Source organism: Methanomassiliicoccales archaeon, assembly GCA_035527755.1.
In the GTDB taxonomy this organism is placed as follows: Archaea; Thermoplasmatota; Thermoplasmata; order Methanomassiliicoccales; family UBA472; genus UBA472.
Genome location: DATKZX010000006.1, coordinates 52,174 through 75,520 on the forward strand (window position 1 = coordinate 52,174; position 23,347 = coordinate 75,520).

The 23,347-nt window shown below is 52.2% G+C and carries 23 protein-coding genes and 1 tRNA gene; 14 read left to right on the forward strand and 10 right to left on the reverse strand.

Annotated elements, in window-relative coordinates; genetic code table 11:
* Positions 1-121: 121 nt before the first annotated feature.
* Positions 122-1,069, reverse strand: a complete 948-nt coding sequence (locus VMW85_02360; protein ID HUT26875.1) for a hypothetical protein — start codon at positions 1,067-1,069, stop codon at positions 122-124.
* 315 nt (positions 1,070-1,384) lie between these two features.
* Here VMW85_02360 and VMW85_02365 point away from each other — a divergent pair, with 315 nt between their 5' ends.
* The 4 genes from VMW85_02365 (at position 1,385) to VMW85_02380 (ending at position 3,925) form a co-directional block, all read left to right on the forward strand.
* Positions 1,385-1,588: a hypothetical protein gene (locus tag VMW85_02365; protein ID HUT26876.1), complete on the forward strand. Its 204-nt coding sequence runs from the start codon at positions 1,385-1,387 to the stop codon at positions 1,586-1,588.
* A 139-nt stretch (positions 1,589-1,727) separates the two neighbouring features.
* Entirely contained in the window at positions 1,728-2,210 is a 483-nt protein-coding gene (locus VMW85_02370; protein HUT26877.1) for a flavodoxin domain-containing protein, read from the forward strand.
* A gap of 377 nt (positions 2,211-2,587) precedes the next feature.
* A complete protein-coding gene (locus VMW85_02375) occupies positions 2,588-2,842 on the forward strand; it encodes a hypothetical protein (GenBank protein HUT26878.1) in 255 nt (84 codons plus the stop codon).
* 279 nt (positions 2,843-3,121) lie between these two features.
* On the forward strand, positions 3,122-3,925 hold the full coding sequence (locus VMW85_02380) for a sulfite exporter TauE/SafE family protein (GenBank protein HUT26879.1): 804 nt from the start codon (positions 3,122-3,124) through the stop codon (positions 3,923-3,925).
* Between the two features lie 121 nt (positions 3,926-4,046).
* Here VMW85_02380 and VMW85_02385 read toward each other — a convergent pair whose 3' ends face one another.
* The gene (locus VMW85_02385) at positions 4,047-4,586 is read right to left on the reverse strand and encodes a hypothetical protein (protein HUT26880.1); all 540 of its coding nucleotides are present in this window, start codon (positions 4,584-4,586) and stop codon (positions 4,047-4,049) included.
* A 593-nt stretch (positions 4,587-5,179) separates the two neighbouring features.
* On the reverse strand, positions 5,180-5,587 hold the full coding sequence (locus VMW85_02390) for a cupin domain-containing protein (protein ID HUT26881.1): 408 nt from the start codon (positions 5,585-5,587) through the stop codon (positions 5,180-5,182).
* A 1,003-nt stretch (positions 5,588-6,590) separates the two neighbouring features.
* Between VMW85_02390 and VMW85_02395 the strand changes: the two genes are divergently transcribed.
* Together VMW85_02395 and VMW85_02400 are read left to right on the forward strand one after the other, a co-directional pair.
* Positions 6,591-7,562, forward strand: a complete 972-nt coding sequence (locus VMW85_02395) for a hypothetical protein (protein ID HUT26882.1) — start codon at positions 6,591-6,593, stop codon at positions 7,560-7,562.
* Between the two features lie 207 nt (positions 7,563-7,769).
* Complete coding sequence (locus tag VMW85_02400; GenBank protein ID HUT26883.1) at positions 7,770-8,444, forward strand: DUF116 domain-containing protein; 675 nt, start codon at positions 7,770-7,772, stop codon at positions 8,442-8,444.
* Between the two features lie 680 nt (positions 8,445-9,124).
* Here the strand turns inward: VMW85_02400 and VMW85_02405 are convergent.
* Both VMW85_02405 and VMW85_02410 read right to left on the reverse strand, forming a co-directional pair.
* Positions 9,125-10,690, reverse strand: coding sequence for a hypothetical protein (locus VMW85_02405; protein ID HUT26884.1), 1,566 nt, complete (start codon positions 10,688-10,690; stop codon positions 9,125-9,127).
* Between the two features lie 286 nt (positions 10,691-10,976).
* Positions 10,977-11,063 (reverse strand) — tRNA-Leu (locus tag VMW85_02410).
* 155 nt (positions 11,064-11,218) lie between these two features.
* On the opposite strand from VMW85_02410, the gene VMW85_02415 reads away from it, so the two are divergent.
* Entirely contained in the window at positions 11,219-11,395 is a 177-nt protein-coding gene (locus tag VMW85_02415) for a hypothetical protein (protein HUT26885.1), read from the forward strand.
* A gap of 68 nt (positions 11,396-11,463) precedes the next feature.
* Positions 11,464-11,646 carry a hypothetical protein gene (locus tag VMW85_02420; protein ID HUT26886.1) on the forward strand — a complete coding sequence of 61 codons (183 nt, stop codon included), beginning with the start codon at positions 11,464-11,466 and terminating at the stop codon, positions 11,644-11,646.
* Between the two features lie 68 nt (positions 11,647-11,714).
* Here VMW85_02420 and VMW85_02425 read toward each other — a convergent pair whose 3' ends face one another.
* Positions 11,715-13,073 (reverse strand): cyclic 2,3-diphosphoglycerate synthase, encoded by a 1,359-nt coding sequence (locus tag VMW85_02425; protein HUT26887.1) that lies wholly within the window; start codon positions 13,071-13,073, stop codon positions 11,715-11,717.
* A 113-nt stretch (positions 13,074-13,186) separates the two neighbouring features.
* Here VMW85_02425 and VMW85_02430 point away from each other — a divergent pair, with 113 nt between their 5' ends.
* Entirely contained in the window at positions 13,187-13,639 is a 453-nt protein-coding gene (locus VMW85_02430) for a hypothetical protein (protein HUT26888.1), read from the forward strand.
* Between the two features lie 58 nt (positions 13,640-13,697).
* A complete protein-coding gene (locus VMW85_02435; protein ID HUT26889.1) occupies positions 13,698-13,889 on the forward strand; it encodes a CooT family nickel-binding protein in 192 nt (63 codons plus the stop codon).
* A 29-nt stretch (positions 13,890-13,918) separates the two neighbouring features.
* On the opposite strand, the gene VMW85_02440 is transcribed toward VMW85_02435, so the two are convergent.
* From VMW85_02440 to VMW85_02455, 4 genes are all read right to left on the reverse strand, one after another.
* On the reverse strand, positions 13,919-14,854 hold the full coding sequence (locus VMW85_02440; protein ID HUT26890.1) for a DUF1028 domain-containing protein: 936 nt from the start codon (positions 14,852-14,854) through the stop codon (positions 13,919-13,921).
* Positions 14,855-14,932: 78 nt separating this feature from the next.
* Complete coding sequence (locus VMW85_02445) at positions 14,933-16,768, reverse strand: ABC transporter ATP-binding protein (GenBank protein ID HUT26891.1); 1,836 nt, start codon at positions 16,766-16,768, stop codon at positions 14,933-14,935.
* The gene (locus VMW85_02450) at positions 16,765-18,510 is read right to left on the reverse strand and encodes an ABC transporter ATP-binding protein (protein HUT26892.1); all 1,746 of its coding nucleotides are present in this window, start codon (positions 18,508-18,510) and stop codon (positions 16,765-16,767) included. The genes VMW85_02445 and VMW85_02450 overlap by 4 nt, the downstream gene beginning before the upstream one ends.
* Positions 18,507-19,001, reverse strand: coding sequence for a PadR family transcriptional regulator (locus VMW85_02455; GenBank protein ID HUT26893.1), 495 nt, complete (start codon positions 18,999-19,001; stop codon positions 18,507-18,509). The genes VMW85_02450 and VMW85_02455 overlap by 4 nt, the downstream gene beginning before the upstream one ends.
* Before the next feature lie 134 nt (positions 19,002-19,135).
* Between VMW85_02455 and VMW85_02460 the strand changes: the two genes are divergently transcribed.
* The 4 genes from VMW85_02460 (at position 19,136) to VMW85_02475 (ending at position 23,343) form a co-directional block, all read left to right on the forward strand.
* Positions 19,136-19,906 (forward strand): hypothetical protein, encoded by a 771-nt coding sequence (locus VMW85_02460; GenBank protein ID HUT26894.1) that lies wholly within the window; start codon positions 19,136-19,138, stop codon positions 19,904-19,906.
* A 159-nt stretch (positions 19,907-20,065) separates the two neighbouring features.
* Positions 20,066-20,989, forward strand: a complete 924-nt coding sequence (locus VMW85_02465; GenBank protein ID HUT26895.1) for a hypothetical protein — start codon at positions 20,066-20,068, stop codon at positions 20,987-20,989.
* A gap of 10 nt (positions 20,990-20,999) precedes the next feature.
* Positions 21,000-21,767 (forward strand): biotin--[acetyl-CoA-carboxylase] ligase, encoded by a 768-nt coding sequence (locus VMW85_02470; protein HUT26896.1) that lies wholly within the window; start codon positions 21,000-21,002, stop codon positions 21,765-21,767.
* 28 nt (positions 21,768-21,795) lie between these two features.
* Positions 21,796-23,343, forward strand: a complete 1,548-nt coding sequence (locus VMW85_02475; GenBank protein HUT26897.1) for an acyl-CoA carboxylase subunit beta — start codon at positions 21,796-21,798, stop codon at positions 23,341-23,343.
* Positions 23,344-23,347 lie beyond the last annotated feature (4 nt).

Below are 23,347 nucleotides of genomic sequence, written 5' to 3' on the forward strand. Positions count from 1 at the left end.
TGAGCACTAAAACCCCCATTACACGATATTATATCGATATTATTATCAATAAATGTATAAATTAATCAAAGAAGGACGGTTTGGAACTCAGATCTTGGTCATGAAGCATATTAGGAGCACATCAATCATGGATGAACTCGAGCATCTCCGACAAATGCTGCGCAAAATCATCGGGGAAGTCGTGACCCAGACCCTCAACGACCTGCAACAAAGTTGGGATACCCATCTCGTCCATGATCCTTTTAACTTCCTTTCCGGTTTCGAACGAGATCGAGTCCATATCCCCGCATAGAACGCATATTTTTAACCCTTGTCGGGCAAGATTTCGGATCGCCCCCTCCCATTCCTTAATTTCCGGCAAATAGGGGGCGACGAGTATGAGCCCTTTCGGATGGAGATCCCCATACAATACAGAATAAAATGCCAATCTGGCCCCTCCCGAGAATCCGGACAGGACCCACTCACCTCCGGTGATGTCATGCTCTTTTTCCAGATCTTGTAGATGGCTGTTGATCTCCATAAGACCTTTTTCAAGGTCTTTCCAAGTGTACGTCCCATGGGATGTGATCTGGGATGATTGCGGGAAAGCCAGTGAACAACCTTCCAATAACAATGAATGCCAGTTCTTCTCTGTTAGTGCAACGCTGTCCCCGTTTCCGTGCAGCGCCATGAGCCAGGGGCTTTGCGTGGATGATCCCCCCAGTGGCATTATAATTTTTAGCTCGGCCCGGACCTCTTTCCTTGCTAAGATCTCGCGTTCCCGACAGATATCGGCCAGGTAAGTGAATTCCTTTTGGTCCCGGATGTTCTTCAGATCATCATCCTGCAGCAGATATTCGTAAGGATACCAATATTCAGTGCCGATGATGGCCTCGCGCATGATATTCATGGCCATTTCCGTTCGCCCCAACTTGCTGGCGATGCAACACTTGAAGTTGAGTATTTGTGCCCGATCACCTTCTACCTCACCCCCATACTTCTCGATCAGGTCGAGGGCCCCCTCCAATTTACCCTCATTATAGAGATCGATGGCTTGATGGACCAATCGAAAATAGGTCATTTCGGGCATGATGATCTAATTAAACTGCACATAGATAATGATTTAAGACCGCAACTTCCGAATCGACAGCCTTTGTACCAGAGTGCTCGGATCGATTTATTAAAACAATTATCAATAAATATATTTGAGAACTTCACTGAACAATGCCGAAACGATTTCCCATATCTGATCGCGAACTGTTAGGTGGTTTCTATATCCATTATCGAAAAGGGATCATCGGAACCACCCCCCCCCATAAAAATGAAGATTTCCTGAAACATCTAATGCAATTAAATAAATCTGAAAATAGCCCATTCGTGATGTTACGTTGACGGGGTTGATCGAATGTTCAAATATGAATATAAATTAAATTGGGCTGGAGAAATATATCAAGGTACCCTTGAATGCGAGAACAATGAGGATTCCAAGAGAGAGGTGAAACAGAAGTTGAAGGAGATAGGAGCCCCGAAAGGAAAATATATTTTCGTAGATATAATAAGACTAGAAGATAACAAGATAATCGTTTCAGAAGAACTATGGATGGCATAACGGCATTCTTGAAAGAGATATCCATTATGCCGACGGGGGCCATTATCGCGATTCGGTCGGGTGGTCAATGCAAATATTCAGGAAACGAGTTAGATACTCAGTATCGAATACTATGTATCGAAAATAATGAGGTCGCCCTATGAAATGCATTGTCGTTTACGATAGCGTGTACGGTAACACCAAGCAGGTGGCTGAAGCGATCGCCGATCAGATAAAGGCCGACGGGAACGAGATCGCCTTGGTAAGTTTGAGAGAGAACACCAAGCCCGTTCTGAACGGGGACATCATGTTCCTCGGTTCTCCCACACGAGTGTTCAAGATGACCCCTGCGGCCAAGAACTTCGTCAAGGGATTGAAGACCCAGGGCTGGAAGGATCAACCGATCGTCATGTTCGACACCATGATGGGCGTACCTGAGGACATGGCCGAGAGGAGCATGGACAAGTGGGCCGTCAAGGGAGCAGCTCCCAAGCTTAGGGACCTTGCCAAGAGCGAGGGGCTCAACGCCCAGAACGCCGTGCTACACATAGGCGTCACCGGACTGAAGGGGCCGTTGACCGTCACGGGCAAGGAAGAGGCGAGACAGTTCGCGCAGCAGACCATGGCCTCGCTGAAGAAGTGAGGCCGGAAGTCAATGGACCTTTCGATCGGCAATGATATTGGGAATCGGACTACGGTTTGAATTGCCGAAAGAACCCTTCGAGAAAAATGGTCGAACGTATCATTTAAATGGATCCTTTGATCGATGTAGAGAACGACCAGGTCTTCGAAACTTTCTCCAGGCCCACAGACCATCGTCCATCAAGAGAACGATCGTTCGAGAATCTAGAGAACGCAACGAGTTTAGCAAACAGATCGATCTTAACGATAGGGTAAACGTAAATAGTCGGATGATAACTGTAAATCAGTGAGTGAATGCGGAGAACGATCAAGGAAGCGATCGTGGGCATCGCGCTCATCATCTCCTTTGTGGCATTGTTCTGGTTCGTTCGGTTGGAGATGACCACTTCCAACGAAGGATTTGTAATCGCCGCGTTGATAATGGGGGCCTTATGTCTCATAAGCATATTTGCCCTGGTCACATTCTCCAGATCGGGATGGGATCTTGAAGGTTCTCCAGGAGAATGGATCGCTGCTGCTTTTATAGATCCGACAATACTGATCTTTTATAAAAATATAGAAAATGAGGATGCTGTAGCGATGGAGAGGAAGAACCAGAGATTGGATTATGAATACTGGAATAGAAGAAAGTGATCTCTCGAAAGATCAATGATCGACCTGGTTGCGCATATTGAAGCTTTTCACAATAATTCGACCTGAATGTATTATTCTTAAAACGGATCTGTTCGAGACATAATTGGTAGTACTTTATATTGCGAGGTTTTGCATCATTTAAGTTATTGTAAGATATTTACTGTCGAGATACCTAATGAACAAGAAGAAAGATTATTATTTTCTTAGTTTTTTTATAATTGTAATAGATATGGTCCTTATTCTTACGCGATCATTTCAAAAAAGGAAAACGTGAACCCCGTGTCTGATCTTGTAACGTATTTCTACCTATTTCCCCTGGGAATTGCCATCGCCATGCTCGCGATCTCAGCAGGCATATCAGGTTCAAATTTCTGGATCCCGATCTATGTCATCTGGCTAGGGATCGATCCGAAAACATCATTCTGGCTCGCGCTCCTTACTATGCTCTTCGGATTCGGCTCTGGAATCGTCAGGAACCTGAAGAGCGGGACGGTAAACTGGTCGATCGTCAAACAATACCTGAAGATCACAGTCCCGTTCGCCATTATAGGGACGTTAGTGGTTCCTTTTGCCCCGGCAGAATTGCTCCTTGTACTCTTCGGAAGTTTTGTTATTCTCTATGGGGCGTTCCAGATCTGTCGTAATTGGCTGTTTTCCCGGAATAACGAACCTGCGGTCATAGAGACGGGGGAAAAGATCTACTGGATCCGGGCTGCGATAGCCGGGTTCCTCAAAGGTCTGATCGCTACGGGGACAGGGAAAATAATCATGCCCTGCATTCTCAAACACTGCAAGATCCGTACAGCCGCGGAAGCCGTGGGTTCAACGGTCGTCATCATTTTTGTGGTAAACCTGTTCGCCTTGCTCTTTCGCCTGACCCCCGGTTTTATTTCAACCCTTGTTGAACAGAAAGAACTGATCTTCAATATCATGATCTGGGTCGCTCCTGGGGTATTGATCGGTGGTCAGATCGGCCCGGAAGTGGCAAAAAAATTGTCGAAGAGGGGAATACAGATCTATGTAGGGATCCTGCTGGTATTCGTTGGTATTTTGATCTTTCTGCGAACTTTTTCCGGAGTTTGATGCTATATCTACGAGACCACACATGTTTTTTGCGAAGCATTGTTTGCTATCGATAGGGGGAAATTTCGTATCATCCTAGAGACGAACATCCTGCCCCTGATACCGAACATTTGAACGAGGGTCACTCATCTGAAAATGATATATTACCATCATTATCGATGATGTCACCAAATTCCGATAGGATGGCTGACCTTATCTCGTCAGAGGCGAACCTCATCAAATGCGACAATACCATAGGATAGTTCTCCAGATAGTTCGGCAGGACGATCCCACCATTGTCACCGTTCAATCTGATACCTATTGGAGATGGTACGCGATATGTTCTGATGAACTTCAACCGTGAAATTCCCCGCCACTCCAAATAAATGCCTTTCATTGGTCCGTTTCTCCTTACTATGAAACCTTGTATCCCATTTCGATCATAGACATAGAGATGTCTCAGGTTTACCCTGGTATACCATGTGCCTAGAGAGATCGGTATGAAGAACCCGAAAATGATGGATGCCGATAAGGACCCGAACATGTTGTCGGGGATATCACTATCAACCAAGGTAAGAGCGAATATCAGGAAGAAGAGATCGAACATGAGCATCGATCCGACGACCAATGGTAGACCTGATACGTTCGCCCACGACAATGTCTGTTCGTGTGGACCGGCCATTCGTCCTAAGGCTTCTAAAGCCTCATTCCTACGTTTCAGAAACGATGTCTGGATGCGTCGAAATGAAACGATCAGTACAAAATTCATAACGAACAGAAAGATCATTAACAGGAATAACGCACCATCAGCATTCATTTTGAACCAGTGGACCGATGACCGCCAATGAAACATTTTAAATTATTGATAGGATGCCAAACGATCTGAGCGCACCGATCACTATAGCATTCTTTTCTGACGATCGTACCCCAACTCTATATCTCGCGTTCAAACCGATCGTTGGATGGGGCAACGTTTGTAAAGTCCTCGGACGAATTTGATCCGAGGTCCCTTTTACCCCTGGGTAATGTAATCATGGTTTTATTCAGGACAGTTGTGTTTTGGCCATCGTTTTCTAGATGCTCAGTACGGTGCTTGTCTCTGGTGTTTTAACCCAAACGACGGTAGGAAAATGGAATAGTGACGAGAAATTACTTCGATGTTCTATCCCCAATATTCAATGGCAGATTAGAGTTCGAACGCCGGGCAAATGGCTAGACGCAGGGGTCGGTGGGAGCCATCGACCCGATGACCGCCTAGAGTTTTCAAATATCCCTTCATTCGGTGGGTTTTCCGTCGTACTCCTCGGGCTCTCTGAGCGCATCGGCCTTGGTATGGCGGACTACCTTGTCAATATGCTCGGGTGGCGAATAGATGGTATACAGCTTGAGGTCCTTTGTAGATGAGGTATTGATCACGTTATGCCTTGCCCCCGAAGGTACTATGACCCCGCTGCCGTCATTGACTCGGTGCTCCACGCCATCAATGACGACCGTACCCTCCCCTTCCTCGAATCTAAAGAATTGATCAATGGTATCATGGACCTCTTCACCAATATCCTCGCCGGGCTTAAGGTTCATCAGAACAAGCTGGCTGAACTTTCCTGTGTAAAGCACATGGCGGAAATCGGAGTTCTTCCTTGTTTCTTGCTCCAGATTTGTCGAAAATCCCTTCTTGGTCTTCATGTTTTCACCTTTTTAAAACTAGTTTGATTATAATATCGTTTAGATGGTATCGATATTTATTCTTATACAAAGAAAGTTAATGTGAAGTCAGAGCGATTCTATTTATCTAAATAGATTACATAAAACAACTAAGTTTTTCCACAGCCAGTGTAGACAAATATTGGTGTGAGGGTAGTAAATAATTAATTAAAATGACCCTTTTAATCCAATGATGCTTCCGTTTGACCTGCCTTCGAATTTCCAGACCATGAATAAAAGTAAGGAATATGATTTCTGTGATCGGGCATAAAAAATGATCATCCGATAAAATTATCCTCGCTTGGGAAATCTCATCGGATGGGTATATTTTACTTCTTGCCCTTCGATGGTCTATTCAGGTTAGAATTTTTGACCGGGGCTACAACGGCGGACGAGGGTTTTGAACCCCTGTGGTCTGACCGATTGTTGTTCACGGGGGGGTCATCCGCTCCCTTTTTTTTCTTTTTCATATCGCTCATAGTTACCTGTGAATAATAGGGATGTTTAGATGTTAAAGTTAATGAGACCGATCTAAAAAGCGTATATTGATCGTCTGACTCGAAATGATTCGATCGTTTGCCTTGACGACCTTGATCATTTTATACACCCAGAACGGGAGCATTTCCATCGCCGTTACTAGGCCAAGGAACGCCAGTATACCCCATATTATCCATCCGTTATCATACGTGATCTACAGAATGCCGAATATGGAGGTAGAGTCGAGCCGGCAGATGGCACGCCCCCGAACGGACCCAAGTACTTCCCCCCTTTCATTTTGATGTTTGATATGGTGTTCTTGATCGGTCCGTATGTAGGCCAGGGAAATCCAATCTCATAAATGTAATAAATGATCGTATGGAGGTACCCCTATTGGGGATGCGGACGCGTATCGTTTAATCCATTGTCGTCCCTCTCCTGAGCGTCCGAATATCCTTATCCTACATGGGATATTGTTGTTTGATCTAGCGACGAAGGAGACCTGTAAATGAGGATTGCTATTGCAGGCGCGGGTATGTCCGGGGCCTATCTGTTCAGACGTCTCATCAACGACGGTTTCAAAGGCATCGATCTTTTTGATGTTAAAAAAAATAACCCGTGCGGGTGCAGACCGTGTGCCTGGGGCTTTGCGCCAAGAGCGGAATCCTTTAATTTGATCGCGAAGGTGACCGATCCCGACCGTTTCGAACTTCAAGGATCTGAGATGATATCGTTCGATGGGATCGACATCCGTTCTAACATGTTGACAATGAACAAACCTGCCCTGATCAAAGAAATGATAGGCGACACTGAAATTAAGCAAGGCCTGATCGACTTGACCAAGTATGATAGGGTCATTGACGCCACTGGAGTGAGCAGAGCTTATCTTCCCCCTATCAAGGACGATCATATCGCTGAATGTACCCAGTACAGGGTAAGGAGCGAAGAACCGCTTGGGTTTTGGTTCAGAACTTCATCTGTAGGTTATGAATGGTGCTTTCCGCTCGGCGAAGATGAGTTTCATATTGGGATCGGAAGCCTCAAGTCCGATGTCAGATCATTTCGACCGTTGAAGAACAAGGATGGTCGGGACCTATCTGTACAAGTACTGTGCAAATGTCATAGCAGCGTAAGATTGACAGCACCTTTCTTTTCGCAGCCGTTCGTGCAAGACCAGAAGATAGTTGGCATAGGAGAGAGCATTGGAGCGGTCTCCCCGCTAGCTTCGGATGGAAATCTATATGCCATGCAGTGTGGGGAGATGCTCCTTGATAATTGGGACGATCTCGATCGCTATTCGGAAAAGGTGCTTAAAAGGTATGACTGGATGAGAAAAGAGCGAAATGGTTTGGATAAGCTGATGGAGGGGCGGACACCATCGCTCCTCGAGTCAATGAGCATGAGGAAGCACCTCAAAACGGTGGGCGTCGAAATAAGGGCCCGCCACATTCTCAGATTATTACGAAATATGTCGAAGTGATTACAGATATCTCTTAAAAAAACCAAGTATTGATCGAATAACATGGATGATGCTTGAAATTTTATTAGCATATCCCTCAGTATGACCAGTACATATATTAAATAAAATACATAATTAATATTCTGTTTCGATTTCTTTCCATTCCATTCAATGAACGAGCTGATGAAAAAGGATAAGTAAATAACCCCGTTCTTACTTTTTACACCTATGGTACTTGAATCACAATTCGGAGCCCAGGCCTTGATGGTATTGGGCGGAGTACTGATTCTTGTACTGTTGCTGTTCTTGTTGGTCGCGTTTATTGTGGTAAGTATTGTCTTCCTATCAATTAAACATGGGAAATTCTATTTTCCCAAGCTGATAAGGACCGGCTTTACTTTCATGGAGGACGTCATTAAACACATCTGCGCGCTCTATGGATTGAAGGAAGCCGATCTCACGATATTTTTCATCCAATTACATAACAGAATGAGCGAAGGTAATTTCGCTAAGGTCGAAACGAAGGACCGCGCCATCTTCCTCCCCCATTGCCTTAGATCGTTGAAATGCCCCGCTAACCTGACCGAAGAAGGACTGAACTGCAAGCATTGCGGGAAATGCGACCTTGATCATTCCATAAATGAGCTTGAGGAGATGGGCTACAAAGTTTTCATCGTTCCTGGCTCCACATTCATCGGACGCATGGTCAAGAAATATATGCCCCGCGCCATTATTGGAGTGGGCTGCCTGAGAGAGATAAAGGATGGGCTTGAGTTCGCAGATAGGCTCGGGGTCGAAGTCATGGGCGTGATCAATAAGACCGATGGCTGCATTGAGACGCTGGCTGATTGGCCTGAACTGATGAAGATCGCTTCATTGAAGGCACCGAAGATCGGATCATAGAATTCTCTGTCATCAGAGAGTGTTACCTTTGAGGACCAGAGCCACATTGGACCTATTATGACCCTGTGATCATGATTAGGCCGAAGTAGTTACAAATAACATAATCGAATAAACTGATCAACTCTGCGATATTCCAGTGACAAACGGGATGATAGTATAAACTTAAAAAAATTGATGCGGGGGAAGGCCCTCGAATACTGAGGTAGCCAGTAATCCTTTAACAATGGTCAATAAGAGGGTATTTGCATAAATCTTTTATTTTTATTTATGAACAAATATTCTTTTTAGGCTTTGATATATTACTTATTTTACATTAATTTAAAGGTGCAAATGGAGACAATACCTCTCTTTTCAGAAGGGCGGATGTGGGCCCGTGCGTTATTGCTAAGCCAGTAAGTATTTTATGAATTTCAATCGAAGATGGAAAATAATGGAAGTGAAGGTTCGAAGAGAATAGCACGAAATTGTTTACTAGCGGGTTCCGGATCATCTTCTGAACAATGATCGAAATTTCCCTAAGATGTTTGGACGCATGGGGGGGCGATCTCGACTGAGCCCGCTTCTAATTCCATCGATCGAACTTCCAGTTTGAAGAACAGAGGAGATCTTTTTCGATCCAGGAACTCTCCGATGTTACCGAAGAATGTATCTGGACCATAAAAAAAATAAAAAGGTTTCGATCAGGGCTGTCCTCCTTTCGGCCCCCTCGTCCTCAGGAAGATCAAGGCGATCGCTGCAACGGCCAGGATGATGCCCGTCAAGCAAAGCAGCAGGTAGGTCGTTCCGTCGCTCTCCCGAGCGTCCTGCGCCTCATCCAGGCTCGCCTGCATTGCTGTCAAATTCGTCTTCGCTGTTTCCAGGTCGGCTATCGTCTGGTTCAACAAGGTTGAGAGCGCGCTCTTGTCCGCGTTCGACAGCACCAGATCGGACCTCATGATCGAAGCGTTCGAGTCGGTCGAGTACAGCGAGTCCCTCAGTGAGATGAGCGCCTCCTGCGCCGCCGTCACCTGGTCGATCGCCAATGTCAGGTTCTCGATCGTGCCGTTCAGCTTGGCATTTACTTCATCGAGGCGCTCGTTGATGGCGTTCAGCTCGTCATTGAGATCGGAGATGTTCTGATCCTGCTCCGAGTTCTCATCGACATACGTGACGGTGATGCTCGAAGACGCGATGCCTTGCTCAATATCGGATGCCGTTGCCGTTATCGTGTTCGATCCCTCGAGGAGAGGGATGACCACTGAGAAGTGCCCGTCCGAACCGAGGGACACAACGAATCCATTGATGACCAGGCTTGTTCCCGGGTTTGTGGTGCCGGTCACCTGGATGGTCGGTGAATAGACCGTAATGCCCGAAAGCGGGGTCTCTATGGTCACGATCAATGGAGCATAATTTTTTCCGTAGATGTTAGAGGCAGAGCCGTCTTGCTGGTACCATACCGCCACGGCGTTGTCATCATCGTTCAAGGAGACCTGAGGGCAATAGGCATACCCAGTGCTGTTCCCTAGGAGCGTTACCGTCCCCCAGGCACCGGCGGAGTACCGGTTGGCGTAGACGCTAGAGGCAGAGCCGTCATACTGGTACCATACCGCCACGGCGTTCCCTTTATCGTTCAAGGAGACCTGAGGGAGATAGGCATTCCCAGTGCCGTTCTCCAGGAGCGTTGCCGTCCCCCAGGCACCGGCGGAGTACCAGTTAGCGTAGACACTAGTGTAAGAGCCATCGACCTGTTGCCATACCGCCAGGGCGTTCCCATCATCGTCCAAGGAGACCTGAGGGTATGAGGCATACCCAGTGCTGTTCTCTAGGAGCGTTGCCGTCCCCCAGGCACCGGCGGAGTACCGGTTAGCGTAGACCCTAAGGTAAGAGCCATCGTGCTGTTGCCATACCGCCACGGCGTTCCCATCATCGTCCATGGCGACCTGAGGGTATATGGCATCCCGAATGTCGTCCTCCAAGAGCGTTGCCGTTCCCCAGGCACCGGCGGAGTACCGGTTGGCGTAGACGCTATAGAAAGAGCCGTCATACTGGTACCATACCACCACGGCGTTGCCATCGTCGTCCATGGCGACCTGAGGGTAATAGGCATTCCCCGCGCCAGTCTCCAGGAGCGTTGCCGGGTCCGGCCATCCCGTCCTCGATAAGGCCTGTACGTTCGAAGGTACGCCGATGATCGTCAATACAAGGGAGGCCAGTACGATGAATGTAAGCATTCTTTTTGATTCCATATTGATATTTTTAATGATCATGAATATTCAGTGTGTTGTAGATTTGTGATATATAAATAATGCAATATTTTGAAAATGCCACTTTCTGAGATGTTTTCAATACCGGTGACAACATTAATTCTATTCCAGGGGTCATGCGAGTTCTGCAACGACGGAGAAATCTTATTGTCGTAGAAAACAGCAGCAGGCATCGGTCAGCGCCCGAAAACTGTGGAATGAAAAACCCTCAGAACGGGATGCTGGCCCGATTCCAGATGTCAAAAATCCTCTGATTGACAATAATTAATGGATGCCTGGCTACGCGTGATGGTGCGGGGGAAGGGATTCGAACCCTCGAACCACTAAGGACAGAATCTTAAGTCCTGCGCCGTTGGCCAAGCTTGGCTACCCCCGCGTATCTCGCCCATAGATGAACCAACATAATAATTTTATTCGTGCATAGAGGAGAGATCTAGCATCTAGAAAATCTATTATCATGCCCGATCGACACGGTCCAGATGTCATTAGGTCATTTTATTAAGGACGATCTAACCGGATCACCTGTTCTTGATGAACGTCCCCTCCCTCAATTCGGAGAACGCTCGTTCGATCTCCTCATTGGTGTTCATTACGATGGGTCCGCCCCATGCTATTGGTTCGCGCAACGGTTCGCCTGATACCAGGATGGACCTTGGCCACCTTCCGGTGAACGGTCATGATATTGACTATGCCGTGAACAAGGATTAATGTGTTTTGAGACGGGCAGATACCGATTTATCAACGGCAGTCCATATCATCCCCATCGGGGAAACGAGATGGCTAGGAAGATTATCTGGCATTGCGCTTGCGGGCGGGACTTCGAGATGGAGACCGAGCTACGACCGGACCGCTGCCCGATCTGCGGGGGCGAAGATATAGAAAGGATCGAGCTGCCCAGCAGATGGTCCAAATTGATCGGGGACCCAAAAAAGAAGGATAAGGTCTGGTGGTGGAGGTAGATGGACTGGCCCCTGAACAATTGGATCCTCTCTTTCAGGAGGATCGGTTGAGGGACCGAAAGTAATGCTTACTTGACCTTGCATGAATCACCGTCGCAGACCTTGAGTATCGGACCTAGTTCCTGATCGATGATATCCACCAGGTCCGGTTTTCCTATCTCGACCAGTTCGTAGCGAACGCGTACGATAGGTTTGTTGACGTTCATTATCCGGCGCAGGTCGACCGGCGTTCCGGCGACGACGACATCGCAATCGGCCCGGTTGATGGTCTCCTCCATGTCCTCGATCTGCTCGTCGGTGTAGCCCATGGCCGGCAGTATCGGACCCAGGTGCCTGTATTTCTCATACATTTCCTTGACAGACCTGACCGCGTAAGGCCTGGGATCGATTATGTCCAAAGCTCCGTTGTCCTCGGCGGCGATGGTCCCGGCGCCAAAGGCCATTCCCCCATGCGTGAGCGTAGGTCCGTCCTCCACCACCAGTGCCCTCTTCCCCTTGACCATCGAGGGGTCGTCCACCTTAATGGGCGAGGCGGCCTCGATGACGATGGCCGTGGGATTGTACTTGGCGATGTTCTCCTTTACCCGCAGAATGTTGCGCCGGTCGGCGGTCTGCACCTTGTTGATGATGACCACGTCCGCCAGACGCAGGTTAACTTCCCCGGGGTGATACGATATCTCGTGACCGGGACGATGCGGGTCGGTCAGAACGATATGCAGGTTGCTCTCGTAGAACGGCAGGTCGTTGTTCCCCCCGTCCCAGACGATGACGTCCGCCTCCTTCTCCGCTTCTCTCAGAATACGCTCATAATCAACACCGGCGTACACCACGATGCCGTTGTCTATCAGCGGCTCGTACTCCTCCCTTTCCTCGATGGTGCAGTCCTGCGTTTCCAGATCGGCGTATTCGCCGAACCTCTGAACCGCCTGTTTCGTCAGGTCGCCATAGGGCATGGGGTGCCTGACCACTACCACCTTCAATCCCTTTTCACGCAGGATGGAGCATATGCGGCGAGTGGTCTGTGATTTCCCGGCCCCGGTCCTAACGGCGCAGACCGATATCACCGGTTTGTTGGAGCGCAACGTTATACGGCTATTGCCCATCAAACGGAAGTCTGCACCCAAAGAGAGCACCCAGGAGGCCTTGTGCATCAGATCGGAATGGGAGATGTCGCTGTAGGCGAAGATCACCTGGTCGACCTTCTCGTTCTTGATGATCGAAGGCATGTCCTCCTCGGCGGTGATAGGTATGCCATCGGGATACAATGAGCCGGCCAAGGATGCGGGGTAGCAACGTCCATCGATATTCGGGATCTGGGCGGCGGTGAACGCCACCACGTGGTATTTCTCGTTGTCCCGGAAATATGTATTGAAGTTGTGGAAATCGCGTCCAGCAGCTCCCATGATGACGACCCTGCTCTTCTTCATGTTCGACCCTATACTATTATCGAGACCGTTGATGATACACTTTTCTCTACGGTTAAGAGAATAATATCAATAGCCCGAGATAGCAAACATTTGAGTATTCACTTATCGATTCATTGCGGATGGTCTACCGCATTCCCTCCGCCAAGGTCCTAGAGGACTCCATACGGAAGATCATTCGAGAGCAGCAGAGCATCCCCTCCCAACGTCGCTTCGCCGAGCTGGTGCTGGAAGACCTCAAGAAAAAGAACCTTGACTTCAAGGTCGGGGAGGAGCGCATCAGAAGGATGGCCGTCCTTAAAGACCTGGCCAGGATCACCATCCAATATCGTGAGACCAAGGACGCCAGCCGGAGAGGACGGTGTCCAGTATGCTCCTCGTCAACTGAGGAGCTGCATAACCTGACGTTGGATGACAGGAAGGTGGAACTGGGCTACAAGTGCACCAAGTGCCCCTTCTGGACCGGCCCTCGGAAACGGGTGCCAGTGCGTTACATATTCTCCATTCAGGGCATGATCGTCCCTCCGACCAAAAAGAAAGGCAAGTACGCTCAGTGGAAGTTCGCCTGATCTTTTCAACGATATCCACCCGGAATCGTTTTTAAACGCCAATGCGCATTCCTTGAACATGTGCCGAAGCACTGTTTACATGTCCACCGCCGATGGGGTACTGGAGCTCATGCAGGGCGTGGTCAGGATCGTCAAGGAGGAGGACCGCTTGGTGATCCTGGACGATCTGGGCGAGCGTTTGGAACTAAGGGATGTCCGGGTCAGGGAGATCAACCTGATGAGCAATAATATCGTGCTGGAAAAAGAATGATATCTCTTTGGAATGCGGGACGCCCATCATCATTCTCCAATGAGCCGGCGGACCTGCCGCTGGTCCAATTTTAACAGCTCGGAGGGAACGAGCCTTGGCACGATTATCTTCCAGTTACCGTTCCTGGCGAAGACCTTTTTGAACAGCGGGACCGATTCCTCGAAGCGGCCGTTATTTGCCAACGCCACCGCGTGCCAGAAGACCATCTCCTCATTTTCCGGAAAGAGCGATTCCGCCTTCGAATAGCATTCGAGCGAATCCGCCATGTTCTCCTTCTCCATGGCCGCGTCCCCGGCGTCCATGCTCTCGTAGGCTTGATGCACGCGCAATAAACGCCTCATCTCCTTCAGCGGTTCGGCGTGATCGTCCACCCTGAGGTCGACAAGACGGTCCTTCCAGACAGACCCAGTGCTTTTCTCCCGGACCACTACGATAGCGGCGCTCTGCCTTCCCCGAATGTCGCCGCCGGCAGCCTCCGCCGCTTCCAGGACTAGCATGATCCTCTCACCCAACGGCCCTTCGGAGGAGACGAACGCATCGGCCATGTCCCCCCACACGCTATCGTTCAGCATCATGTTGGCCTGGACGGAGTAGTTCTTTCCGAAGATATGCCCGGCCTCGGCCACGCATTTCTTTCCCGTGTGGGCGTGGGTGCGTCCCTGGGAATCGATCATCGCCAGCTGCCGGAAGTCTCTTCCATTGTCCGCTTGGATCATCGGTCCCACGGCCTCCTTCGGCGTCTTTCCTTCGCTGATAAGTGCCAACCCCTGAGGACCGAAGGCCGGATTGGTGAAGGACTGCGTGACCACCACGCCGATGCCGGCCAGGGCCCAAGGGACCGCGGTACCGACGGAGAACCAATGAGACTGCACCCCAGCGCCCATCTCACCGGTGCCTTCGTCCCGGGCGACTATGGAATAGGTGTGGGCGAACGGCCCTTTCATTAAATGATCTGGAACCAGCATGATGACCACTGCCCCGATGATAGAGATGAAGAAAAATAAAGGTTGGTAAGATGTTTTGCTCGAGCCTCCGGATAAGGCTCATTCGCAGTTCTCGAACTGGCTGTTGTACAGGTCGCTGTAGAACCCGCCCTGGCCCAGAAGCTCCTCGTGCGTCCCCATCTCCACGATGCTCCCTTCCCTCATCACCAGGATGGTGTCGGCATCCTTGATGGTGGAGAGACGGTGGGCGATGATGAAGGAGGTCCTTCCCACGGTGAGGTCATCCATCGCCTTCTGGATGATCTTCTCGGTCCTGGTGTCCACGGAGCTGGTCGCCTCGTCCAGTATCAACAGTGGAGCGTTCTGCACCACCGCCCGGGCGATGGTCACCTGCTGCTTCTGCCCCATGGATATCTTCGACTCATCGTCCAGCTTGGTGTTGTAGCCGTCCGGGAGCGTGGCGACGAAGTGGTGTATGCCCGCGGCCTTGCACGCTTCCTCGATCATCTCGTCCGTGACTCCCTCTTTCCGATAGGCGATGTTCTCCCGTATCGTACCTTCGAACAGCCAGGTGTCCTGCAGCACCATGCAGAACATGCCGTGCACGTTGTTCCTGGTGAGCTCCTTGGTAGAGATCCCGTCGATCAGAATGTCCCCGGAGTTCACCTCATAGAAGCGCATCAGCAAGTTCACGATGGTAGTCTTTCCGGCGCCGGTAGGACCGACGATGGCCACCTTCTGCCCGGGCCGGACGTGGAAGGAGAAGTTGTGGATGACCTCGCGTTCCGGCGTATAGCCGAACGATACGTTGCGGAACTCCACGTCCCCCTTTACGTCCGTATGGACCAGCTTCTTGCCGTCCTCGTTCTCCATCTCCGGCTCCTCCAGGAACTCGAAGACCCTTTCGGAAGCGGCTGCCACCGACTGCAGGCTGGTCATTGCCTGTCCCAACTGCGTCAGCGGCTGGGTGAATAACCGAACGTAGACCATGAAGGCCACGATGACCCCGATGGATATGGCGCCATTGAGCACTTGCACCGCGCCTACGATGCATACGGCGACATACCCGAAGTTACCGATGAAGCCCATCAGCGGCATCATCATTCCCGACAGGAACAACGATTTGAACGCGCTGTCGAACAGCTCGTCGTTGATCGAGTCGAACTCGTTCTGGGCGGCCTTCTCGCCGTTATACGCTTTAACGATCACGTGTCCGGTGTACATTTCCTCCACGTGGCCGTTCAATCGCCCGAGATGCTTCTGCTGGCGCTGGAAGTGCTTCTGCGACTTGATCATGATGAAGGCCATGAGCATGAAGCCGGCGAGGGCCGAAAGCACGGCCGCTGCCGTCATGATCACGTCGTTCATGAGCATCATGACCAGCGATCCGATGAGAAGCGCGGCGGCGCTCATCAACATGCCCACGCTCTGGTTCATGGACATGCTGATGGTGTCCACATCGTTCGTCACCCGGCTCAGCACGTCCCCGTAGCTCGTTTTATCGAAATACCTCAGAGGCATGCGGTTTATCTTCTCCGAGATGTCCGTGCGCAGACGCTTGGAAAGCTTCTGCACGATGGTGGCGACTATGAAACCCTGGCCGTACGTAAGGACGGTCGAAAGCAGGTAGATGATCACCAAGAAGGTACCTATCTCCGCTACGCCGCCCAGATCTATCGTTCCGGACATCATCCCGCCGGCGATGAGGTCCGTCAGCTCGCTCAGCTTGTCGGGACCTATGACCGTGAATATGGTTCCTATGATCACCAGTATGGACGCTACGATCAGCGCCGGGATGTATGGGCGCATATAGCCCAGCATCTTCTTCCAGGCCGTCCTGAAGCTTTTCGGCTTGCCGGCCATCATCGGGCCGTGCCCGGGACCGAATCCGGCGGGACCCCTAGGCCCTCTAGGCTTGCTATCGTCGGCGCTCATCGTCTCATGTCCTCCTCGGTGAGCTGAGACTCCACGATCTCCCTGTACACCGGGCAGGTGTCCAGGAGCTCGCGGTGCTTTCCTATTCCGGCCACGGAACCGTTGTCCAGTACCACTATCTTGTCGGCGTCCATTATCGTCCCGACCCTCTGCGCCACGATGATGCTGGTGACGTCGGCCGTCTCCCGCTTCAGGGCGCTCCTGAGACTACGGTCCGTACGGTAATCCAGGGCGGAGAAAGAGTCGTCGAATATGTAGATCTCCGGGCGGCGGCAAACAGCCCTAGCGATGGACAAACGCTGTTTCTGCCCTCCGGAAACGTTCGTTCCGCCCTGTGCGATGGAGGCGTTGTATCTTCCGTCCATGGCCTCCACGAACTCCTCACCTTGGGCGATGGCGACGGCGGTACGGACGTCTGCCTCCGTGCGCTCCACGGACATGTCGCCGTAAGCGACGTTGGAGAACACCGTCCCCGAGAACAGCGTGGCCTTCTGCGGCACGTATCCCATCTTCTTATGCAGCGCATCCTGGGTGTAATCGCGGACGTCCACGCCGTCCACCAGGACCTTCCCGTCCGTGACGTCGTAGGAACGCAGCAGCAAGTTCACGATGGTGCTCTTCCCGCTGCCGGTCGAACCGACGAAGGCGACTATCTCACCTTGGTCAGCCTTGAAGCTGATGTCCTTGAGCACGTAGTCCGCGGCGCCAGGGTACTTGAAGCTGACCTTGTCGAACACAATCTCCCCGTTGCCCGGTTGGTCGGCAACGGTCCCGTCTTTTATCGACGGCTCGGTCTCTATGATCTCCTCTATCCTCTTGGCGGATACCATGGCCCTGGGGAGGATGAAGAACACGATGACCAGCATCATGAATCCCATCACGACCTGCATGGCGTACGCCAGGTACACGATCATGTCCGAGAACAGGGCTATCTGCGCCGGAAGCCCGGAGGCGGCGTCGATGAGGAAAGCCCCTATCCAGTAGATGGATAGCGCCAGAATACCGATCACCGAAGACATGACTGGCATCAATAGCGCCATCGCGCGGCTGGTGAACAGGTTGTTCGCCGTCAGTTCTTCGTTAGCCTTCTCGAACTTATTCTCCTGAAATTTCTCAGCGTTATATGCCCTGATGACGCGAATCCCCTTCAGGTTCTCCCGCATGTGCCTGTTGACGTCGTCCGTCAGCCATTGGATCTTCTTGAAGCGGGGGATGACGAAGTACATCAGGATCCCGATGAGAGTGAGCATAACGATGATGGCCACGGCGGTGGCGGTGGTCCACTGCCAGCTCTTGCCAGATATCTTAATTATCGCCCAGCCAGCCATTATCGGCGCTTTGACGATGACCTGCATCCCGATGGCCACGGCCATCTGCACCTGGGTGACATCGTTCGTCGCCCTGGTGATCAAGCTGGCCGTGGAGAACTTGTTGATCTCGTTCGCAGAGAACGACTGCACCTTATGGAACTGCATGGAACGGATGCGCTTGGCCAGCGACGTCGCCACGTACGCGGCGATGTAGCCGATAATAAGCGCCGTCCCCAGGCTGCTCAGCGCCAGGCCGAGCATCGGCCAGCCCTCGTCCATCACCTGCCCCACCGTCCCGCCGGTCTGCAGCAGGGTGGTGATATGGTACATGTAATCAGGGATCTCCAGGTCCAGCCAAACCTGCAGGACGATGAAGCCCGTGCATGCGACGATGAGAGCCCATTCCTTCGCTTTGAGATGCTTCAATATCATTGCTTCAGCTCCTTCTCCAGCTCGGCTATGTACAAATCGAGCACCCGGAGGTTGTTCTGCACGGCGTCACGGACCTCCTGGAGATGCTTGAGCCGTTCTTCAGGGGACCTCTCGTCCAGGGGGATGAAGTTCTCCACCGCCCCCTTCCGCTCCAAGTAAGCCCTTCCCATCACTGTCATGGTGCGGGCCATGAACAGTATCCCGGAGGTCATGGTGGCCAGCGTCTCGTCCAGCCATCCCTCGCCTTCCGGGGTGAGGGAGTAATGGTCCTTGCCCTCCGCGTTCCTCACCGACAGCAGCCCGTGCTCCTGCAGGCGCCGCAGGGCTGGATACACCGCTCCGGTCTGGGGGTCCCATACTCCTTGATAATCCTCACGCAGCGCCTTGATCAACTCGTATCCGTACATGGGCCGGTCCGCCAGCTTGATCAGCATTATCAGCTGCGACGGGCTGATCCGGTTGCCCTTGTACATGTGCGGTTTCCCCATCATGACCTTGGACCTCCTAGGTAGTGGTCTACTAGGTAGAGCGGTACTACACACCTCCTATTTTAAGATTGGTCCCTACATCCGAATCGGTACCAGTCAGGGATTAGTATAAATTCGGGAAGTCTTTTCAAAGTGATATGGAACTGAGCTTTGACGAGATCCCAGAGGACCTTTGGGACGATTGGGTGTGGCTGGTGTCCCCCGCCGGACTGATGAGGGCGGTGGAGGAAGAGAGCCAGCCCATACTGAGCAGTTCCTATCAGGTGACCTCTACATACACCATCAATCTGCCGAAGATGGTGCTTTTCGACCTCATGTGGAGCTCCCGCCTAGAGGTGGGGGAGAATGGAGTGGTGGACGCCATGGACCTCCATCGTACCGTGGACCGGAACCCGAACCTCATATTGGATAGCCTCGACTTCCTGCTGAGGAACTACCCCCTGGTGCTCCGCTGGAAACTGAGCCCGGAGCAGATCACGGACCTGTCACCCAACATCTGGGACGACATCAGCGAACCGCCGGACCTGCTGTGGCACGTGCCCCAGGAACTGGAAGGGATGTCCTTGGACCTCGAGAGCCTGGCCATAGATTACTTCAATCCTTTCATCCCCTCCCTGCGCCGCCTTATGGTGCACCGTTCGGTCATAGGGGTCATCTCACCCCTGAAGACCCTGGACCATGTGCGGATGGCCCGGGAAGATCCGGACCATGTCATGCGCGAAGGGCTCCTGACATCCATCGAAGAACTGAGGTCGAGAGGTCTGATCGAGGTGGGGGAAGGTAGGGTCAGACGCTTGACCGAAAAGGGGGCGAGAATGATAGGGACCGAGCCGCTCTCGGACTGTCTCGGTTGCCGTTGCCGTGTGGAAGAACTGCTGGAATATGAGCTGGGTGGCGAAGAGGACTGATCTTCCTACGATCTGATGCATATATCGTTGCAATTCCGCTCGATCATTGGACCGAATCGTAGATGAACTTGAACATTTCGTAGTAATATTCTGAATCCTTTTATGATTCGCATGATAATCTTTATCAGGGGGTACTATATTTGGCGCTTGGGTCCTTAGATGAAGCTTTGGGATTTTAGTAGGGTCAAGGACGGTAAGGTCAGAATAGGGGATAAAATACGCCACCGTGTGGGCTTGGAGGATGGAAGTCAAGTATATTCCACCCTTTTCAGGTACGAACACAATGGGGCGCGTGGACATGAGATCGTCCTATCCACGTTCGGACCGGAGAACTACCGGGAGCTGTGCAATCTCACTTTCTACATGATCGATTCGCCTGGCGCCTGCGCTCAGGCGGCCAAGTTCCTGTCCGACCGAAACGTGGACATCCTGAACTCGGTCTCGGTCAGCATGACCTGCGGCATCTCCATGGTCTGGAAGATGCTGGTGGACCTTTCCTATTACGGAGACTCCACTCAGTTGACGGAGGACTTTGCGGCCATAAGGCGCACCAGCCCCACCGCCCTCTCGAAGGTGGAGGGACTTGAGATATCCACCTCCCACATCAGCGACCGCTATACCAAAGGTGTCAGTGGCCCTCAGTCCTCGAAGATAACGGCCAAGGCGCTGCGCAAGGTTTCTCGCTCCCCTTCACCGATAAAGGACGAGAGCTTCCCCATTCCAAAGGATTACCTGGACCAGCTGGAAGGCGTGACCGAGGGTACGCCGGTCATGATGGTGGGGGACGTGGACTCCTGGGTGCTATCGATGTCATTCCTGCCTGACGACTGTCTGATCGTGGAGATGTCCTTCGAGATCCCGGACAAGCCCGGCGCCATTTACCGGGCCACGGAAGCGTTGGCAGCTCAGGACGTCAATCTACTGGCGGTCTCGTCAAGGGTGCTGGTATACGGGCAGAAGATGGCCCTGGACCTGGTGGCCGATCTGAGCCACGCCGGCGATCTGGACAAGGTGGTCGAGGCGATCTTGACCTCGTTGGGCGGGGAGTTCAAGCTCCGTTCCAAGGGCGTTGTGGTCTTTTGAGGCCTCAAAAATGCTGATAGGCCGCAAGGTACTGGTGAAAGATGAGGTGACCTCCACCAACGAGGTCGCCAGGTCCCTGGCCCTGGAAGGTGAGCCAGAGGGGACCGTGGTCACGGCCGTCCGCCAGAGCGGAGGGAAAGGGAGGATGGGCCGCCAATGGGAATCACCTGAGGGCGGGGTCTATCTCTCGGTGATCCTGCGGCCAGAGCTACCGGCCTCCGACCTTACATTACTAACGGTGATGTCCTGCCTGCCAGTGGCCCAGGCCATCGAGGAGGCCTGCCATTCCGTCCCGACCATCAAATGGCCGAACGACGTGAAGCTCAAGGGCCGCAAGGTCGCCGGGGTCTTGGTGGAAGCGTGCTACCGCGGCGGCGAGCCGCGATTTCTGATATTGGGCATAGGGATCAACCTGAACACTGAACCTGGGCATCTCAGATCGCCGGAGGCGGGCAGCGTGGCCGACCTTTGCGGCAATAACCTGGACCAGGAACATTTCATGAACGTGTTGTTGTTCAAACTGGATGACATGTACGCCAAGTTCAGAAAGGGCGACCGGGACCTCTCCCTGTACGAAAGGTACAGCGAGTCCCTGGGCAAGGAGGTCGAGGTGAGGTTGGGGGACCAACACGTCAAAGGTAAGGCGATGCACCTGGATGCCGATGGGTCCCTGGTGCTGAGGTCCGATGACGGGATGATATATCGAGCGACCTCCATACACGACGTGATCACATTGGACCGCGGACAGGTACGATTTGAAACGGGTAACGTTCATTAGCTAGGAGCACGAATAAAGGGGGAGCATCATGGGCGAGGACAAGGTCAAGGAACTTCGGGAAATGAAGAAGCGGTCGAGGGCCGGCGGCGGAGCGGAGCGGGTCGAGATGCACCGCATGCAGGGCAAGATGACCGCCCGGGAGAGAGTGGACACTCTGCTGGACCCCGGATCATTCGTTGAACTGGACCCCTTCGTTTCCCACCAGGCCTATCATTTCGGCATGGAGAAGCAGAAGATGCTTGGGGATGGCGTTGTCACCGGTCATGGGACCATCGAAGGTCAGCAGGTGTTCGTCTATGCCCAGGACTTCACCGTCTTCGCCGGATCGGTCGGTCGCATGCATGCCCAGAAGATCTGCAAGGTCATCGATCTGGCGATGATGACCGGCTGCCCCATCATCGCGTTGTTCGACTCGGGCGGGGCTCGTCTGCAGGAGGGCGTGGATTCACTTGCCGGCTACGGAGATGTCATGCTGAAACATACGCTCGCTTCGGGCGTCATACCGCAGATAGCCATGGTCATGGGGCCTTGCGCTGGAAGCGGCGTCTACGCCCCGCATCTCTGCGACTTCGTGTTCATGGTGAAGGAAAAAGCGTGCATGTTCATGGTCAGCCCGGACGTCATCAAGGTGGTGCAGAAAGAGGAAGTGACCTTGGAAGAACTGGGTGGAGCTAGCGTCCACGCTTCCCATACTGGTTCGGCCCACTTCGTGGCCGAGGACGATATGGACTGCATCAAGCAGGTGCGCAGGCTGCTGGGCTATCTCCCATACAACAATCTGGAACAGCCGCGGAACAAAGCGACGGGCGATGATCCCGAGCGCCGTGAAGACTCCCTGGACACCATTATTCCAGAGGACCCCATGAAACCATACGATATGAAGGAGGTCGTCCGCAAGATCGTGGACAAGGGGGAGTTCCTGGAGGTGCATGAACTGTATGCACGTAACATTATCGTGGGCTTCGCCCGCATGGACGGGAGCACGGTCGGCATCGTGGCCAACCAGCCCATGGTATTGGCCGGTACGTTGGATACCGGTTCCTCGCTCAAAGCGGCGCGCTTCGTGCGCTTCTGTGATGCTTTCAACATTCCCTTGATAACCTTGGTGGACGTGCCGGGCTACATGCCCAGCGTGGAGCAGGAGAACTCCTCTCTGCTTCGGGACGCCACCAAGCTTCTGTACGCTTACGCGGAGGCGAGCACCCCCAAGGTGACGGTCATCACCCGCAAGGCCATAGGCGGCGCCTACTGCGTCATGGGCTCCAAGCATCTGAGGACGGACATCAACCTGGCCTGGCCGACGGCCGAGATCGCCATCGTTGGACCTGAGGGTGCCATCAACATCGTTTTCAAGCAGGAACTGATCATGGCCGATGACCCGCAGGAGAAGAGGGACGTGCTCATCTCAGAGTACCGCAAGCTGTACGCCTCGGCGTTCTTCTCTGCGGAGCGTGGGTATCTGGACGATATTATAGAGCCGAACAACACCCGCATGCGGTTGATCGAAGCCCTGACCATGCTGGACCGCAAGCGGGAGAACCGCCCGGCCAAGAAGCACGGCAATATGCCGCTGTGAGGGA

What these genes read in the sequence shown, in the direction of transcription:
- VMW85_02360 (HUT26875.1), bottom strand. Translation starts at nt 1,069, where the DNA reads ATGCCCGAAATGACCTATTTTCGATTGGTCCATCAAGCCATCGATCTC.
- VMW85_02365 (HUT26876.1), top strand. Translation starts at nt 1,385, where the DNA reads ATGTTCAAATATGAATATAAATTAAATTGGGCTGGAGAAATATATCAA.
- VMW85_02370 (HUT26877.1), top strand. Translation starts at nt 1,728, where the DNA reads ATGAAATGCATTGTCGTTTACGATAGCGTGTACGGTAACACCAAGCAG.
- VMW85_02375 (HUT26878.1), top strand. Translation starts at nt 2,588, where the DNA reads ATGACCACTTCCAACGAAGGATTTGTAATCGCCGCGTTGATAATGGGG.
- VMW85_02385 (HUT26880.1), bottom strand. Translation starts at nt 4,586, where the DNA reads ATGGCCGGTCCACACGAACAGACATTGTCGTGGGCGAACGTATCAGGT.
- VMW85_02390 (HUT26881.1), bottom strand. Translation starts at nt 5,587, where the DNA reads ATGAAGACCAAGAAGGGATTTTCGACAAATCTGGAGCAAGAAACAAGG.
- VMW85_02395 (HUT26882.1), top strand. Translation starts at nt 6,591, where the DNA reads ATGAGGATTGCTATTGCAGGCGCGGGTATGTCCGGGGCCTATCTGTTC.
- VMW85_02400 (HUT26883.1), top strand. Translation starts at nt 7,770, where the DNA reads ATGGTACTTGAATCACAATTCGGAGCCCAGGCCTTGATGGTATTGGGC.
- VMW85_02405 (HUT26884.1), bottom strand. Translation starts at nt 10,690, where the DNA reads ATGATCATTAAAAATATCAATATGGAATCAAAAAGAATGCTTACATTC.
- VMW85_02415 (HUT26885.1), top strand. Translation starts at nt 11,219, where the DNA reads ATGAACGTCCCCTCCCTCAATTCGGAGAACGCTCGTTCGATCTCCTCA.
- VMW85_02420 (HUT26886.1), top strand. Translation starts at nt 11,464, where the DNA reads ATGGCTAGGAAGATTATCTGGCATTGCGCTTGCGGGCGGGACTTCGAG.
- VMW85_02425 (HUT26887.1), bottom strand. Translation starts at nt 13,073, where the DNA reads ATGAAGAAGAGCAGGGTCGTCATCATGGGAGCTGCTGGACGCGATTTC.
- VMW85_02435 (HUT26889.1), top strand. Translation starts at nt 13,698, where the DNA reads ATGTGCCGAAGCACTGTTTACATGTCCACCGCCGATGGGGTACTGGAG.
- VMW85_02440 (HUT26890.1), bottom strand. Translation starts at nt 14,854, where the DNA reads ATGCTGGTTCCAGATCATTTAATGAAAGGGCCGTTCGCCCACACCTAT.
- VMW85_02445 (HUT26891.1), bottom strand. Translation starts at nt 16,768, where the DNA reads ATGAGCGCCGACGATAGCAAGCCTAGAGGGCCTAGGGGTCCCGCCGGA.
- VMW85_02450 (HUT26892.1), bottom strand. Translation starts at nt 18,510, where the DNA reads ATGATATTGAAGCATCTCAAAGCGAAGGAATGGGCTCTCATCGTCGCA.
- VMW85_02455 (HUT26893.1), bottom strand. Translation starts at nt 19,001, where the DNA reads ATGATGGGGAAACCGCACATGTACAAGGGCAACCGGATCAGCCCGTCG.
- VMW85_02460 (HUT26894.1), top strand. Translation starts at nt 19,136, where the DNA reads ATGGAACTGAGCTTTGACGAGATCCCAGAGGACCTTTGGGACGATTGG.
- VMW85_02465 (HUT26895.1), top strand. Translation starts at nt 20,066, where the DNA reads ATGAAGCTTTGGGATTTTAGTAGGGTCAAGGACGGTAAGGTCAGAATA.
- VMW85_02470 (HUT26896.1), top strand. Translation starts at nt 21,000, where the DNA reads ATGCTGATAGGCCGCAAGGTACTGGTGAAAGATGAGGTGACCTCCACC.
- VMW85_02475 (HUT26897.1), top strand. Translation starts at nt 21,796, where the DNA reads ATGGGCGAGGACAAGGTCAAGGAACTTCGGGAAATGAAGAAGCGGTCG.